This window comes from Microcoleus sp. PH2017_35_SFW_U_B, assembly GCF_020737865.1.
Taxonomy (GTDB): Bacteria; Cyanobacteriota; Cyanobacteriia; order Cyanobacteriales; family Microcoleaceae; genus Microcoleus.
The window spans coordinates 1-15,092 of record NZ_JAEQDE010000051.1 but is presented as its reverse complement, the minus strand read 5'-3'; the positions used below and the strand labels follow the sequence as shown (position 1 = coordinate 15,092).

Annotated in this window: 13 protein-coding genes, 1 tRNA gene and 1 pseudogene; 10 read left to right on the top strand and 5 right to left on the bottom strand. The window is 46.3% G+C overall.

Annotated elements, in window-relative coordinates; all coding sequences use genetic code 11:
• Positions 1 to 12 precede the first annotated feature (12 nt).
• Together JGK36_RS33875 and JGK36_RS14745 are read right to left on the bottom strand one after the other, a co-directional pair.
• Positions 13 to 348: pseudogene (locus JGK36_RS33875) on the bottom strand (leucine-rich repeat domain-containing protein); the annotation flags it as partial.
• Positions 349 to 597: 249 nt separating this feature from the next.
• A complete protein-coding gene (locus JGK36_RS14745; protein ID WP_293176945.1) occupies positions 598 to 1,524 on the bottom strand; it encodes a TIGR01777 family oxidoreductase in 927 nt (308 codons plus the stop codon).
• A 149-nt stretch (positions 1,525 to 1,673) separates the two neighbouring features.
• On the opposite strand from JGK36_RS14745, the gene JGK36_RS14740 reads away from it, so the two are divergent.
• The gene (locus JGK36_RS14740; protein WP_293197202.1) at positions 1,674 to 3,305 is read left to right on the top strand and encodes a DUF3352 domain-containing protein; all 1,632 of its coding nucleotides are present in this window, start codon (positions 1,674 to 1,676) and stop codon (positions 3,303 to 3,305) included.
• A 674-nt stretch (positions 3,306 to 3,979) separates the two neighbouring features.
• Here the strand turns inward: JGK36_RS14740 and JGK36_RS14735 are convergent.
• The 3 genes from JGK36_RS14735 to JGK36_RS14725 all read right to left on the bottom strand — a co-directional run bounded on the left by JGK36_RS14735 (position 3,980) and on the right by JGK36_RS14725 (position 5,305).
• Entirely contained in the window at positions 3,980 to 4,177 is a 198-nt protein-coding gene (locus tag JGK36_RS14735) for a hypothetical protein (protein ID WP_006632682.1), read from the bottom strand.
• Positions 4,178 to 4,375: 198 nt separating this feature from the next.
• Positions 4,376 to 4,792 (bottom strand): tetratricopeptide repeat protein, encoded by a 417-nt coding sequence (locus tag JGK36_RS14730; RefSeq protein ID WP_293186825.1) that lies wholly within the window; start codon positions 4,790 to 4,792, stop codon positions 4,376 to 4,378.
• A gap of 159 nt (positions 4,793 to 4,951) precedes the next feature.
• Positions 4,952 to 5,305, bottom strand: a complete 354-nt coding sequence (locus JGK36_RS14725; protein ID WP_265238087.1) for an iron-sulfur cluster assembly accessory protein — start codon at positions 5,303 to 5,305, stop codon at positions 4,952 to 4,954.
• A 55-nt stretch (positions 5,306 to 5,360) separates the two neighbouring features.
• On the opposite strand from JGK36_RS14725, the gene JGK36_RS14720 reads away from it, so the two are divergent.
• The 9 genes from JGK36_RS14720 to JGK36_RS14680 all read left to right on the top strand — a co-directional run bounded on the left by JGK36_RS14720 (position 5,361) and on the right by JGK36_RS14680 (position 14,892).
• A complete protein-coding gene (locus JGK36_RS14720; protein WP_293192323.1) occupies positions 5,361 to 5,684 on the top strand; it encodes a hypothetical protein in 324 nt (107 codons plus the stop codon).
• A gap of 90 nt (positions 5,685 to 5,774) precedes the next feature.
• Positions 5,775 to 7,415 (top strand): hypothetical protein, encoded by a 1,641-nt coding sequence (locus JGK36_RS14715; RefSeq protein WP_293186823.1) that lies wholly within the window; start codon positions 5,775 to 5,777, stop codon positions 7,413 to 7,415.
• 155 nt (positions 7,416 to 7,570) lie between these two features.
• Complete coding sequence (locus tag JGK36_RS14710) at positions 7,571 to 7,825, top strand: hypothetical protein (RefSeq protein WP_293192321.1); 255 nt, start codon at positions 7,571 to 7,573, stop codon at positions 7,823 to 7,825.
• A complete protein-coding gene (locus tag JGK36_RS14705) occupies positions 7,815 to 8,186 on the top strand; it encodes a type II toxin-antitoxin system PemK/MazF family toxin (RefSeq protein ID WP_293186821.1) in 372 nt (123 codons plus the stop codon). The genes JGK36_RS14710 and JGK36_RS14705 overlap by 11 nt, the downstream gene beginning before the upstream one ends.
• Before the next feature lie 62 nt (positions 8,187 to 8,248).
• The gene (gene zds, locus JGK36_RS14700; protein WP_293197204.1) at positions 8,249 to 9,682 is read left to right on the top strand and encodes a 9,9'-di-cis-zeta-carotene desaturase; all 1,434 of its coding nucleotides are present in this window, start codon (positions 8,249 to 8,251) and stop codon (positions 9,680 to 9,682) included.
• A 249-nt stretch (positions 9,683 to 9,931) separates the two neighbouring features.
• A complete protein-coding gene (locus JGK36_RS14695; RefSeq protein ID WP_293186819.1) occupies positions 9,932 to 10,378 on the top strand; it encodes an SRPBCC family protein in 447 nt (148 codons plus the stop codon).
• A gap of 222 nt (positions 10,379 to 10,600) precedes the next feature.
• Positions 10,601 to 12,619, top strand: coding sequence for a serine/threonine-protein kinase (locus JGK36_RS14690; protein ID WP_293197206.1), 2,019 nt, complete (start codon positions 10,601 to 10,603; stop codon positions 12,617 to 12,619).
• An 84-nt stretch (positions 12,620 to 12,703) separates the two neighbouring features.
• A tRNA-Val gene (locus tag JGK36_RS14685) sits at positions 12,704 to 12,777 on the top strand.
• Positions 12,778 to 12,984: 207 nt separating this feature from the next.
• The gene (locus JGK36_RS14680; protein WP_293186817.1) at positions 12,985 to 14,892 is read left to right on the top strand and encodes an RNA-binding domain-containing protein; all 1,908 of its coding nucleotides are present in this window, start codon (positions 12,985 to 12,987) and stop codon (positions 14,890 to 14,892) included.
• Positions 14,893 to 15,092 lie beyond the last annotated feature (200 nt).

The window sequence follows — 15,092 nt, the reverse complement described above, 5'->3', positions numbered from 1 at the left end:
TTGCAGGGGTGTTAAGTCTGATATTTGATTTGTGTTGAGACACAGCGTTGTCAAATTGGTTAAAGATTGCAGGGGTGTTAAGTCTGATATTTGATTGTTTTCCAGATTCAGATCGATCAAATCGGTCAGAAATAGCAGGGCTGTGAGGTCTGATATCCGATCGCTTACAAAACTCAGAGAAGTTCTATTTGACAGGATTCGCTCAGCTTTATAACAGTAAGAAGTTCCTGCTCTTTTTAACAGCACTTCAACTGTATGTTTCGCTTCTTTTGAAAGACTATTTTTGTGAAAGCACCATTCGCCAAAGCTAGTGCAAATAATTGGTTGGTTTGCTTGTGGTTCTGGCATAGTAAATTCCGATTCTATTTTGGTAAAATTTCAGTCGGCCTGTCCGTCAGTTCCGCAGTCCGGCAGGGGTTTAAACCCCTGCCTCATAGCTTAAGTCGGTTAAAACCGACTGGAATTAATCGATTGTTGGTAGTTGATGTGATTGATTGTTGAGTGGGATGATTTATTTGAAGGAACGAGGCATAGCCTTTGGATATGCGTTCCCAGGCAGAAGAGCCGGGGAACGAGGGATATCTAAAAATGCAGGATTTAATTACCAGCCAAAATCTCTTCTAGAGCCAACTTCAGCATCGGATACTGATATTGAAAACCGCTAGCCAAAGTTTGTTTCGGCAAAACTTTCTGCCCTTCCAAAACAACTTTAGCGCCGTCTCCCAACAGCATTTCTAAAGCAAAACCTGGCACCGGCAACCAAGAAGGCCGACTTAAAACTTCCCCTAAAGTTTGGCACAATTCATTCATCCGCACTGGATTCGGTGCTGTCGCATTCAAAACGCCTTGAACTTGCGAATTTTGCAAAGAATACAAAATTAAATCAACCACATCCTCGCGGTGAATCCAAGAAAACCACTGTTTTCCTGTGCCAATTGGGCCGCCTGCAAATAGTTTAAAAGGTGGCAGCATTTTTGCTAGCGCGCCTCCCATTCCCAAAACTATTCCCAGCCGCAAAATTGCTAGCCTTGTGCCTGCATTTTTGGCAGGTTGGGCCGCAGCTTCCCAGTCTTTGCAAACTGCTGCTAAAAAATCGTTTCCCGCAGGGCTGCTTTCGTCAAACTCAGCGGTTTCGCTGGTTCCGTAATAGCCGATCGCCGATGCGCTCACAAACACCGATGGTTTAGGATTAGCATTGACGATCGCCTCTACCAATTTTGCCGTCGTCAATCTGCGACTGTCGAGAATCGCTTGCTGGCGCGCCTCCGTCCACCTTTCCTCCGCAATCGGCACCCCAGCTAAATTAACCACAGCGTCGCAGCCCGCGATCGAATTTTGCCAATCACCAGACTCCGCCGGAGTGTAGGCGACAACTTCCAAATTTGGATAAGCCGAAGCCGGGAAAACTCGCCCAGCTTTCGCCGCATCTCTACTCAAAACCACCACTTGATGTCCGGCTGCTTGCAGCTTCTCCACCAGCCGGCTACCTACAAATCCCGTTGCTCCCGCGATCGCTACTTTCATATTTCTTCCCGCACTTCATCTCAACAGCAGTTTACACGATCGCCCAAACCCGTTTTAAATTGTATAAAAATAAATAGCAAGCTCGATCGGCTCCCCACAAGCCCAGTGGATTTTCATTAAACTGATAAAGGACGCTAGGATCGAAAACAATGCCTGCAAAAAAACCAAAGCTTCTAATTGCTGCCGCCATCATTGCAGCAGGTAGCGCCGCGGTGTACCTTTACTTCCACGGTTTGAGCCAACAAGTCTCCAACCCCCAAGACAGCGCCAAAGTTGTACCCGACGAAGCAATGATGGCCGCCTTCATCTCCCCCAATCCCCAAGCACTGTCACAGTTGCAGCAATTCGGCACCCCGGGCGCTCAAAAGTTGGTCGGTGCGGGTTTGAAGGCCTTTCAAGAACAAAGCTTGGCAGGCACTCAAATCGACTTTGAGAGAGACTTAAAGCCCTGGCTGGGGGGCGTGATGGTGGCTTTGTTACCCCCAGATGCTACCGCTAAAACAGAGCCTCCTAAACTGCTCGTTGTAGTCAGTGTCAAAAATAAAATTAGTGCTTGGAATTTTGCTAATAAATTAAAATCTCAGGAAGGTGCCACAACTCAAGAAACTGAGTATAAAGGAGTTAAAATTTCTGAGATTGCAGAGCCAACGGGCAAGCGCTACAGTGTGGCTTTGTTGGACGATCAATTAGTGATGGCTCCTTTGAGAAAGCCTGTGGAAATGGCGATCGATACTTTTAAAGGACAGCCCTCCCTCGCTACCCAGAAGAGTACAACTAAGTTTTTTGCAGAGAGTGCTGGCGTACCGAATCCGATCGCAACTATTTACATTGCTGATTATCCTGCTGCAATCGAGCAATTAAAAACTAATTTGCCCGATGATTTTCAATTGCCTTCGACAGTGCTTTCACAGTTTAAACAAGTCAAGTCTTTGGTAGCGGGAATAGGGGCCGACAGTTCGGGATTGAGGGTGAAAACTATCGCTCGGTTAGATCCTAAATTCGGACAGCAAAAGCCGCCAGTCGGATCGAAATTGTTGCCCAAATTTCCCGGCGAAACCATTGCTTTAGTAGGGGGTAAGGGACTCGATCGCATTTGGTTGCAGGCGACGGCAGAGGCAAAAGATAGCCCGGAAGTTGACAGGGGCATTCAGCAGGTGAGAAGTAGTTTTAAACGCTTGGATTTGGATGCCGATCGTGATGTTTTTGGCTGGATGAATGGGGAATTTGCGATCGGGGCGATCGGTTCGGAGCAAGGTATTTTGTCTCAGTTGGGGATGGGGGCGGCGATGATTTTTGAAACGAGCGATCGCCCCGCAGCCGAAGCAACCCTCAAAAAACTCGATGCGATCGCCAAAAGCAATCCTACAGTCAGCGTCGCCCCCAGACAAGTCCAGGGAAAAGAGGTTACAGAGTGGCAAATACCGCAACAAGGAACCTTATTCGGGCACGGTTGGCTGAATGAAAATTCTGTATTTGTTGCCTTCGGCGGCCCTTTAGTTGATGTCATCACCACAGCGCCACCGCAACCATTAAGCAGCAGTCCGAGTTTTCAGGCGATCGCCACTGCTGTACCGCAGGCGAACCAAGGTTACTTTTATATAGATATGGAAAAAACCATGTCATGGGCGAACCGTTATTTGCTCGCTGTACAGCCCAATTTAGTTTCGCCGCCCGTTGCTGAAGTGCTCAATTCTCTCCGAGGAGTCAGCGTAGCCACAACTTCGACAGAACCGACAACTGCTCAGCTCGATCTGCTTTTTGCCTTCAAATCTAGCAATTAGGCGATCGGGAATTGGTCAACAGTTGACAGTTGACAGTTGACAGTTGACAGTTTGAGATCGACCTCTACCTAGAAGGAACAGGATTGAAACAGTGAATAATTTTGTTTTATTTCCTCCTCGAACGAGGAGGCTTTAAACCCATTATTCTTGGTAATCGGTAATTTGTAATTTTTCTATCAAATCTAGCAATTAGGCGATGGGGAATTGGGAATTGGTAATTGGTAATCGGGAATTGGGAATTGGTAATTGGTAATTGGTAATTGGTAATTGGTAATTGGTAATTGGTAATTGGTAATCGGTAATCGGTAATCGGTAATCGGTTATTGGGAATTCTATCCGTTACATCCGCTACACAACCCGTTGCCGAACTTCCTTACATTGGTTAGATCTCAATACGGTTTACTTAACGTTTTTTGTCATTGCGAGCGTCTTCGCGAAGCAATCGCAGGGTCTGTTTGTCAAATCGTTTTTCCTGGTGTACTGTCTTAAGTGAACTGTATTGGGTTAGATCTAGTACACTTCTGACTGATGACTGATGACTGCCCGACGGCAGGACTAATGACAACTGACAACTGACAACTGACAACTGACAACTGACAAAAAAAAAGTTGCTGCCTCTCCAGGGAGGGCAGCTACTCAAATAAAGCATTTTAATGTCTCTCAAAACTTCTGGATTAACCTTCAGACATTCCCGACTTATTCGGCAATTGCAAGTCATCAGGATCTACATAATGACAAACTGCTTTGTCCATGCAAATCAAGGCCCAGCCGGATTTATCGATGCTCATCAATTTGTAAGAAGCAGGCTGAATAAAGAAACCTTTGTGGTTGCGGGTTGCTGGTTTGATGTTAACGTGGCTGTCAGTGCTCATGTTCTTACAACTCCTAGTATTTATGGTAGTCAAGTCTGAAAACCGCTGTGCCGGTTTGTCGATCGTCTAAGTTTTCAAATACTAGCACTGACTTCCTGAGTTTTCCATAAAGTTATTTATTGATTTATTACGAGATCGTAATAAACCACAAACCCGATTTCCTTGATCCCCGCCCCCAAATCGACATTGTTTGCGGGCTTACGCTTCCAGAAGCCACTGTTTCACGCGGGCGAGACTCTTCCAGTCCGGTTTGCGGCTTAATCCTTCTTCAAAATTTTTTGTAACTTCCTCTAACAACTCTTCGGAAGCCATCAGGAGTTGCTGAGCAACTTCTACGTGGGGGCGCACCCCTTTTTCTTTGAGATCCAGAATCGCGACTGCTAGGTTGATGCGAGCTTGGGCGTCGTGAGGGTTCAATTTAACCGCTGTTTTCGCTGCTTTTTGAGCCGATCCGGGTTTATTTTCCAAAAGGTAGAGCCACGCGAGGCTAGCCCAGGCATTGCCATTTTTGGGAGATTTCTCGCACAATTCTTTGAACACGGGGATCAGATTAGCAGGGGCTTCGCCAGCTTGGTAGCGATCGAAACCGTCTTTAAACATTTCTTCAGGGGTCATTCGATTTTGGATTTTGGATTTTAGATTTTAGATTGCTCAAAAGCATGGGGTGCGGGACAAAGGAAGCGCATCCGAGGCTGATTGTCGATCCCGATTGTCAGCAATTAGCTGGAGACCAATTACCAATGCCCATACCCATGCCCCAAGCAATTTTCCCATTTAAGCAGAAAAAGAACTGCCGCAGCCACAAGTTTGAGTAGCGTTGGGGTTGGTGAACTTAAAGCCACCGCCGATCATCGAATCGCTGAAGTCGAGCACCAAACCGTAGAGATAAAGAATGCTCTTGCGATCGCACACTACCTGAAAACCCTCGTAGTCGAACACTTCATCGTCAGATTTCACAGTGCTGGGGTCTGCGAAATCCATCACGTAAGACATACCAGAACAGCCGCCCTGCCGCACCCCTACGCGCAAGCAGAGGTCTTTACCTTGTTTTTCTCGAAGAGCTAAAACTTGACGAACAGCAGAGTCCGTCATTTGAATGCCCCGCTGTTGGGAAATCGCTTGAGTCATAATCTGTCGAACTCCTGAGACTGTCGAATGTTAAGAGTTTAATCTTATACCTCCATTGTACAGGGAAGGAAGAAGGAAGAAGGAAGAGGGAAGAAGGAAGAGGGAAGAAGTCATTAGTCATCAGTCATTAATTAGTGCGAGCGTCCCCGAAGAGCGAACGTTATCAGTATCAGTCATCAGTCAGTCACCTACTTTCCTGCCAACTGCCAACTGCCAACTGCCAACTGCCAACTGCCAACTACCAACTGCCAACTGCCAACTGCCAAAAGCTTTCGGAGTCAACTGTCAACTGTCAACTGTCAACTGTCAACTGAACGTTGAAGGCAGAATTTTTAGCCGGAAATTTTTAATTACGGTGAGACCTCATTTCCAAGCTTGATGTCCTCTCCCCCTATAGGGTTTATGATTGAGAAGCAGCGGTTGACCCTTTGTGGCACCGCAACAATGCTTCACCCAACGGGCTTACTCTATGGCAGCGCTGAATCGCTCTACTCTTCGTCGGCTACAAAACTTACCTCAAATTCCCAGCGTGTGGGAGGGCGACCGCCGACCGTTATCAAATGCTGACTCGCACATGATGCTAGAGGACGACGACGATCCAGAAGCTGGTGGCGAGTGTATTCTCTGGGTGGACGGCTCTGAAGGCATCGTCAGAGCAATGGACATGGTAGGCCCAGATGCGGGCCCAGAGGCGATCGTCCGCGCTCTCCTGCGGGCAATGGAACATCCCCAAAGTCCGGCCCCGGCAGTCCGCCCCCAAAAAATCGTAGTCAAAAATCGAGAAATTCAATTTTACCTGCGGGGAATACTTCAAGATTTAGGTATTTCCATTGACTACGTACCGGAATTGCCCTTAATTGATGAAATCTTTCGGGGCATGGAAGAGGTCGCTGTGAATCGGCCTCCCGAATTACCGCCTGAGTACGCCGAAGTGCTAATGGAAAAAGCCGCTCAAATTTGGCACGATGCTCCGTGGCGGACTTTGAGCGAACATCAAATTATATCTATTGAAATCAATCAGTGGGATGTCGCCAGCCTCTACGTATCCGTATTGGGCCAAGGGAGAATGGATTACGGAGTTTTGCTGTACCGATCTCTAGAATCCTTGAAGCGGTTTCGAGAGCGAGTTGTCAACGATGACTCTTTTGAAGATTTAGAACAGGCTTTTTTAGGGCAAGACTGTTTGTTTCTCACCTTTGAAAGCGCCGGCGAGCTTGATGAGGATGACGATGACGAAATTGATTTAGCCGATTTGCCTCCATCGGAAATTGAACCGAATTTTGGCAACCTGCATCCTTTAGAAGGATTGCGATCGATTCTTTACGAAGAAGAAGCCCTGACGATGTTAGTTGCTCTCGAAGCATTCCACCGCTTTTTCCACAACGGCCGCCGGAAATTGGCAGCAGACACATTTCCCGCTCTCAACAGTCGCTACCGCATCCCTGTTCCGCAGTCTGATGGAGAAATTCAACAGGTATCGGTTAAAGTTTCGACGATGCCTGAGGTGTCAGACGAATTATTACAGATGCTGGGCGATGACGATGACGATGAGGATGATGAATTTGAAATGCCACGGCTGCGGGACGATTTGGTGCCGCAAAATTCATTCTTGAGTCTGGGTGTCGTACCTTGGGAAACGGTAGATTTTCTACGCGGAAGTGTCCAGTTTCACGAAGGTGCAGAAGTCGATATTAATACCGCCGGGGATGGTTTGCCTGTAGTGATGATTCAAACTTCCAATCCCAAGGCTAAAACTATGATTCAAGATTTGAAAGAAGCTGGAGGGGTGAAGGCAATTTGTTTTAATCCGGGCGAAGATCCTTTTCAAGACGAGCAATACGACTTGGGTATTTTGCAAACAAAAAATGGGGAATTGTATTTGTTTGGCGAGTTTAATGAAAACGACCCGGTGCATCAGGAAGCTCGCAAAAAGTGGGAGCGCCGCTGTAAATCAACTAACGGTTGGTGCGGTTTGGTGATTGCTAAAGGGTTGATGGGTGCTTCTCGCGGTCAGCCTCAGTTTAAGGATATGGTCGCTTTGTTTGAGGTGCGCTGGGTTTCTCCTAAAGACTTAGGAATTGGGCCACTTCAGTTGATGCCGATGTTTTAAAGTCAGTTGTTAGTTGTTAGTTATTTGTTATTTGTTATTTGTTATTTGTTACTCGTGTGATGCTGCTAATAACCAATAACTAACAACCAATGATATTAGTCGCCAGTCAACAGTTAGCAGTCATTTTTTTATTTGAATTGGCAAGGAGAACGAACGTGTCAAATTCTACTCAAAAGCGAGAAGTGTTGGTCGCCCTTGATGCCGAGTTTGCTGATAAAATAGACCAGCTTACCGATAATTGGACGGAGGCGATCGAACAAGCTCTCCGTCTCTGGTACGCCAAGCAAATAGAAGATAAATTGCGGAAATTTTATCTCAACCGCAGTCAAGAAGATATTCAGGATGAAAAAGAGTGGTTTGATTTTGTAGAAGAACAGATAGAGGAAGCATGGAACGCCGATGGACTCTAATTCAATAACTACAACTTATCCCAGACAAGGGGAGATTTATCTTTCAAGGGCTTTGCGTCAGTTAGGAGATACCAAAAAAAGACCTGTAGTTGTGGTTTCTCCTGACATCCGCAACGAGTTTAGCGATTCTGTGATTGTTGTTCCTTTCACAAGTAACCTTACAGGCGTAGATAATCCTAATCGCATCTTAATTCCGGCTGGTGAGGGAGGATTACAAGCTGATTCTTTAGCTGTCTGCGAAAATGTGTCTGCTTTGCGCCAGACTTATCTGGAACAAAGCCCTTACGGTGCAATTAGTGCGGATTTTTTGGCAAGAATTCAGAGAGGGGTGCAAGTGCCGATCGGCATTTACGCACTTTAGAATGTTTCGGAAACTCTAAAACTTGTTACAATTTGTAAAAATACTGGATAAGGATAGGTAAAATGCGGGTTGCGATCGCAGGTGCGGGACTGGCTGGAATGACCACAGCAGTCGATTTAGTGGATGCCGGCCACGAAGTAGAAATTTTTGAGTCCCGCCCTTTTGTCGGCGGCAAAGTCAGCAGTTGGGTAGATCCCGACGGGAATCACGTTGAAATGGGTTTGCACGTATTCTTCGGCTGCTATTATAACTTATTTGCCCTAATGAAAAAGGTGGGAGCTTTTGACGATTTGCTCCTCAAAGATCACGTCCACACTTTTATCAATCGAGGCGGCGAAACTGGTTCTTTGGATTTTCGCTTTCCCGTGGGTGCTCCTTTGCACGGTTTGAAGGCATTTTTCACTACATCCCAGCTAACGGTACAAGACAAAATTCAAAATGCGATCGCCCTGGGAACTAGCCCCATCGTCCGTGGTTTGATCGACTTTGAGGGAGCAATGAAAACTATCCGCAATTTGGATAAAATTAGCTTTGCTGACTGGTTTCGCAGTCAAGGGGGCAACCAAAACTCCCTCAAAAGAATGTGGAACCCGATCGCCTACGCACTAGGTTTTATCGACACCGAAAATATTTCTGCCCGGTGTATGTTGACAATCTTCCAATTCTTTGCCTCCAAAACCGAAGCCTCTGTCATGCGGATGCTGTCCGGTTCTCCCAACGAATATTTGCACAAACCAATTGTCGAATATTTGGAAAGTAAAGGAACCAAAATTTACACGCGGCGCCGAGTCCGAGAAATTCAGTTTGAAGAAGGCACAGAAACGCGCGTAACAGGTTTGCTAGTAGCTAACGGCGAAACTGAAGAACATATTACCGCAGATGCCTACGTTTTCGCCTGCGACGTGCCTGGAATTCAAAAAATATTGCCTCCAGCTTGGCGCAAATGGTCGGAATTTGACAACATTTATAAGTTAGATGCGGTACCTGTTGCGACAGTACAATTGCGGTTCGACGGTTGGGTAACGGAACTGGAAGATGAAGCCAAGCGCAAACAGTTGAGCCACGCTGTAGGCATCGATAATTTGCTATATTCAGCAGATGCAGATTTTTCTTGTTTTGCCGATTTGGCGCTGACAAGTCCTAAGGATTATTATAAAGAAGGACAAGGTTCTCTGTTGCAGTTGGTGCTGACACCGGGCGATCCGTTTATCAAACAAAGCAATGAGGCGATCGCCCAACACGTACTCAAGCAAGTTCAGGATTTATTCCCCTCAGCACGGGAATTAAATATGACTTGGTACAGTGTGGTTAAGCTCGCTCAATCTTTGTATCGGGAAGCGCCGGGAATGGATGTTTACCGCCCCGCTCAAAAAACTCCTGTTGCTAATTTCTTTTTAGCAGGAAGTTACACTCAGCAAGACTACATTGATAGCATGGAAGGTGCGACTCTTTCCGGTCATCAAGCGGCTAAGGCTATTCTGGAAACTTACAGTTAGTTGGCAGTTGATAGTTGGCAGTTGGCAGTTGGCATTAGTCGCTCCAGTGAAAAATGCTAAAAGCTAAAAGCTAATGATTTTCTCTCGTTTCCAGGCTCTGGCTGGGAATGCCTTGGAGGAGGCTCTGCCTCTGATATTCGCTTTTGAAAACCGAGGCGGAGCCTCTGGATATGCGTTACCAGGCCGAGCCTGGAAACGAGAAGAAACAATTCTTCAATCTAAAATCTAAAATCTAAAATCTAAAATCGAATGACTGATTGGTTAGAGCATAGTGTACAAGTAGAAGTGGCAATTCCTATCGAATTAGCGTGGGAACTTTGGTCTGACTTAGAGCAAATGCCGCGCTGGATGAAGTGGATAGAATCAGTTCGAGTTCTCGAAGAAGATCCAGAATTATCGCGCTGGAAACTTGCAACCGGGGGGTTACAATTTAGCTGGCTTTCTCGGATTCTCAAATTAGTGCCAAATCAGATAATTCAGTGGGAATCTGTAGACGGTTTGCCAAATCGCGGTGCGGTGCGGTTTTACGATCGCAAAAACAGCAGCATTGTCAAACTAACGGTGGCTTATGGAGTTCCCGGCTGGTTGGCAACATTGATGGACAATTCATTTGTAGGGCGAGTTGTTGAATCGACTATTCAGGCTGACTTGGAAAGGTTTAAAGAGTATGCTCTGAATGTTAAAGCTAGATCTTAAATGCTGCGGACTGAAGTCCTCACTACAAACTGGTTTGATCGTTCGGACTTCAGTCCTTTAATTTTAAATTGTAACGCGAGAGATAAGACTCGGCGGTTGAAACCGCGACTACACAAACGATGTCCGCCTCCGCGGACTAAGAAATAAAGGGGATATTTAAGTCGGATTTGGTATTGCCTCAGTATCATAGAAATATGCTGCTGATTGCTTCCCGGTTCAGTTATGAGTTATTGCCTAAACCCCGCCTGTCAAAACCCGCAAAATGCCGATCGAACTCAATTCTGCCTGAATTGCGGCACCAAACTGTTGCTCAGAGAGCGTTACCGCGCCATCAAACCCCTCGGTAGAGGCGGTTTTGGCCGTACTTTTTTAGCAGTAGACGAAGACAAACCCTCAAAACCGCGCTGTGCAATTAAACAGTTTTTCCCCCTATCCCAAGGAACCAGCAGCGCCGAAAAAGCAGCAGAATTATTCAACCGAGAAGCGGTGCGGCTGGACGAATTGGGGAAACACCCGCAAATTCCCGAATTGCTGGCGCACTTTCAGCAGGAACGATATCAGTATTTAGTGCAGGAATTTATAGAAGGTCAAAATTTACAGCAAGAATTGGCGGGGGCTGGGGCTTTTAGCGAAAATCAGATTCTCGGTATGCTGAATGATTTATTGCCAGTATTGCAGTTCGTGCACGATCGCAATGTAATTCACCGAGACATTAAACCACCAAATATTATCCGCCGCCGCATTGCTCAAACTCCGATTATTTATACTTACCCAACACTAACCGGGGAATTAGTTTTAGTTGACTTTGGTGCTGCAAAACTTGTGGAGGGTTTGAGAGAAACAGGTACAGTGATTGGTTCGCCTGAATTCGTGGCGCCGGAACAAATTCGAGGTCAAGCGGTTTATGCTAGCGATTTGTATAGTTTGGGCGTAACTTGCATTTATTTACTGACTCAAATATCTCCGTTTGATTTGTTCGATATCAATCAAGATGTTTGGGTTTGGCGAGATTTTTTGAAGGTTCAAATCGATCCGAAATTAAGCCGCATCATCGACAGAATGATCGAACCGAGTCTCAGTCGCCGCTACAAATCTGTAGCTGAAGTTCTCCAAGATTTGCAGCCGAAGCAGTCGGGGGCGGGCACGCACCATCCACCGCCCCTACCAGCGCCTGCAATTCCCGCGCCGCAGAGGATGCCTGCGGTGCAGAATGCCGTGCCACCAACGGTTGCAGGCACTATTATACCTGTGCCACCGATGCAGCGGGTTGTGCCAGCACGCGCGCCTACTTGGAGGTGCGTTCATACTCTGGTAGGGCATTCCCATGCTGTTACGTCGATCGCATTTAGTCCCGATGGTGCGACTTTAGCTAGCGGGAGTGAGGATAAGACGATCGAGATGTGGAAGTTGGACGCGGGTAAGCGGTGGTACACTCTCACTGGTCATTCTGACTGGGTGACTTCTGTGGCGTTTAGTCCTGATGGCGCGACTTTGGCTAGCGGCGGCCGGGATAAAACGATTCAAATTTGGGATTTGAATAAGGGTAAGTGGTGGTATGCTTTGCGCGGTCACGAGGATCGAGTTTATGCTGTGGCTTTTAGTCCCGACGGTCAGGTTTTGGCGACGGGGAGTCGGGACAAGACTGTGCAGTTGTGGAATTTGAATAAGGGTAGGCCGATGTCGGCTTTGAATGGTCACGTCGGTGGGGTGGAGGCGGTGGCTTTTAGTCCTGGTGGGGAGTTTTTGGCGACGGGGAGTCGGGATAAGAGTTTGCAGTTGTGGGATTGGCGCAATGGTCGATCGATTTGTACTTTAGCAGAGCACGGGGATTGGGTGCGGGCGATCGCCTTTGCTGCGAACTTCCCCAGCCAGGGCGGGCACGGGGGCACCGCCCCTACAAGGGGGGGAGTAGGAGAAGGATCGATTTTGGTTAGTGGGAGTCGGGATGGTACAGCGAAGCTGTGGCGGGTGGACGCACAGGGGCGAGGTACGCTGCTGCGGAGTATGAGGGACAATTCTGGGGATGTTTTGTGTGTGGCGTTAAGCCGGGATGGTGGGTTTTTGGCGACGGGGAGTCGGGATGGTTCGATTTATTTGTGGGATACGGCTACGGGGGGTTTGCTGGAACTTCTGACGGGACACGGGGGGGAGGTTTTGTCGGTGGCCTTTAGTGCTGATGCGGGGTGTTTGGCTAGCGGTTCGGGCGATCGAACTGTGAAGATTTGGCGGGTTGGGAATTAGGGGTGGTGGCTGTGGGTGGCTTGAAAAATTTTATATTTATGCTTGACAATCCATCTAATGTTCTGCTACATTGGTAATTCGTGAGGACGCATAGCTCAGTTGGTTAGAGCACTACGTTGACATCGTAGGGGTCACTGGTTCGAGTCCAGTTGTGTCCATAGTTTTTTAAGCCTTATGGCTACGACATTTAGGACTCTGACTTAATGTATAGTAACAAAATATTTATCACTGATAACATACTTAATCGCGCTGGCAGCGATCGACTCTTGTTGGTCTGTGGGTTTGAGCTTTGAAATACTGGCAGCGCTCAAACGCCTTTATGAGAAAGAACTGGAGTTTACTCACCCTGCTTCAGAGATAAGGAAATGGATTTAGAAACATTACTCGATCGCATAAACCTTGGAGAAGACCAAGACATTGAATTTAAGTCTGCTGACGGTGGTTTTCCCAAAAGTAGTTGGGAAACAGTATCAGCATTTGCCAATACAGATGGTGGTTATATTGTTCTAGGTGTCACGGAAAATCGAAATGGGTTCGAGATTTCAGGTGTCCGTAACCCCAGTGTACTATTAAAAGAATTTTGGAACAATCATAACAATCTGCAAAAACTCAGCACTCCTATCTGTTTTAACTCCGATCTAGAACAACTAGAGATTGAAACTAATAAGTTAGTCATTATTAAAGTGCCAAGAGCGACTCGGACACAGCGACCAGTTTATATTAACAATAATCCCTTAACAGGCACATATAAACGCAATTATGAAGGGGATTATCGTTGCACTGATGCTGAAATCCGTCAAATGTTGCGCGATGCCAGTGATGCACCTCAAGATATCCAAATTTTAGAAGGTTTCGACCTTAGTGATATCGATACAGAAACATTAAAATCCTTTCGTCAACGGTTTAGCTCTAGAGAACCAGATCATCCTTGGCTGGCATTACATGATTCGGATTTGTTGCGTCAGTTAGGGGGATGGAGTCGCGATCGCAGCACGGGTCAAGAAGGGTTAACTATTGCTGGTTTGCTCATGTTTGGTCGCGAACGTAGTATTTTAGATGCACTGTCTCACTACCAACTTGATTATCAGGAGCAACTTTCTGACGATCCAGAAACACGATGGACTTACAGACTAACACTTGACGGCAAGTGGGAACCTAACTTGTTTAATTTTTACTATCGTGTTTATACTCGTGTAGTTAATGATTTAGAAGTTCCTTTCCAACTCGACAAAGATGCCATACGTCGTGGCGAAACTCATGTCCATGAAGCATTGCGAGAGGCTTTGGTCAATACTCTTATTCATGCCGATTATCAATCTACTCGCCCTTTAAAAATTACCAAGTATAAAAATGGTTTTTCGTTTTCCAATCCGGGTCGTCTGAGAATTTCTATTCAGCAGCTTTACGAAGGCGGCGTTAGCGATCCTCGCAATCCTAATTTGCAAAAAATGTTTCAAATGCTTGGCTTAGGAGAAAAAGCAGGATCGGGCTTTAGAAAGATGATCCGCGCATGGATAGAGCAGCAATGGTTTCCTTTGGTATCAGAGAAATTAGAGTTAGAGATGACTTTGGTTGCTTTACCAATGGTGAGCATGATTCCCGAAAATGTCGAAACAGAGTTAAGGGAAATTGTGGGAGATGACTATTGCGAATTGACCGAATTAGAGCGGATTATTTTGATACTGGCACATCAATCAGGAGAAATTAGCAATGCTGACATTCAGTGTTATAGTCGAGAACATCCCAGAGATATAGGGGAATGTCTCAAGCAATTCGTAAATAATGGTTGGTTAGAGCGCTCTGGTCGTGGTCGCGGAACTCAGTACGCTCTACCAAATAAAAGTCAACCTGATTTACTTTCCTTGATTCCAAGCTCCGTGCATAATGAGCCAAGCTCCGTGCATAACGAGTCAAGCTCCGTGCATAATTACTCAAGCTCCGTGCATAATGAGTCAAGCTCCGTGCATAATGATGAAAATTTCTTTTTACTAGAAATAGCTGCTCCGGTTCGAGAAAAGCAACGGGCAAGTCCAGAGTTGATGAGAAACACGATTCTGAAACTTTGCTCGGAAAGATATTTAACTGTCAAAAGATTAGCTGAACTATTGAATCGCAGTTCTGAAACAATTAGGACTCATTTTATTAATCCAATGTTGTCAGAAAAATTACTAGAACTCAAATATCCTGATGAACCAACTCATCCTCAGCAAGCATACAGAACTTTATTGTCTCAAGGAATCAGCAATATTTCTGATACTCCGCCATCTTTTTAAACCTCACAAAACCTCCTTGACACCAGCCATCCGCCCACAACGCGGGAATCTTAAACTTCGCCCCACAGTTGGGACATTCCGATCGGTACGCCTCTAATCGCCGATTTAGCGGACAAGAGTGGAAAACCCATACATATAACCATCATTGCGGTGAACAGTTTTGCAGTATTTGTGACGCACAGGGCTAATTTTTCCCCAAG

Excerpts from the sequence above, each read along its gene's own strand:
- JGK36_RS14680 (WP_293186817.1), top strand. The coding sequence starts at position 12,985 with ATGGATTTAGAAACATTACTCGATCGCATAAACCTTGGAGAAGACCAA.
- JGK36_RS14690 (WP_293197206.1), top strand. The coding sequence starts at position 10,601 with ATGAGTTATTGCCTAAACCCCGCCTGTCAAAACCCGCAAAATGCCGAT.
- JGK36_RS14735 (WP_006632682.1), bottom strand. The coding sequence starts at position 4,177 with ATGAGCACTGACAGCCACGTTAACATCAAACCAGCAACCCGCAACCAC.
- JGK36_RS14730 (WP_293186825.1), bottom strand. The coding sequence starts at position 4,792 with ATGACCCCTGAAGAAATGTTTAAAGACGGTTTCGATCGCTACCAAGCT.
- JGK36_RS14740 (WP_293197202.1), top strand. The coding sequence starts at position 1,674 with ATGCCTGCAAAAAAACCAAAGCTTCTAATTGCTGCCGCCATCATTGCA.
- zds (WP_293197204.1), top strand. The coding sequence starts at position 8,249 with ATGCGGGTTGCGATCGCAGGTGCGGGACTGGCTGGAATGACCACAGCA.
- JGK36_RS14695 (WP_293186819.1), top strand. The coding sequence starts at position 9,932 with ATGACTGATTGGTTAGAGCATAGTGTACAAGTAGAAGTGGCAATTCCT.
- JGK36_RS14725 (WP_265238087.1), bottom strand. The coding sequence starts at position 5,305 with ATGACTCAAGCGATTTCCCAACAGCGGGGCATTCAAATGACGGACTCT.
- JGK36_RS14715 (WP_293186823.1), top strand. The coding sequence starts at position 5,775 with ATGGCAGCGCTGAATCGCTCTACTCTTCGTCGGCTACAAAACTTACCT.
- JGK36_RS14705 (WP_293186821.1), top strand. The coding sequence starts at position 7,815 with ATGGACTCTAATTCAATAACTACAACTTATCCCAGACAAGGGGAGATT.
- JGK36_RS14745 (WP_293176945.1), bottom strand. The coding sequence starts at position 1,524 with ATGAAAGTAGCGATCGCGGGAGCAACGGGATTTGTAGGTAGCCGGCTG.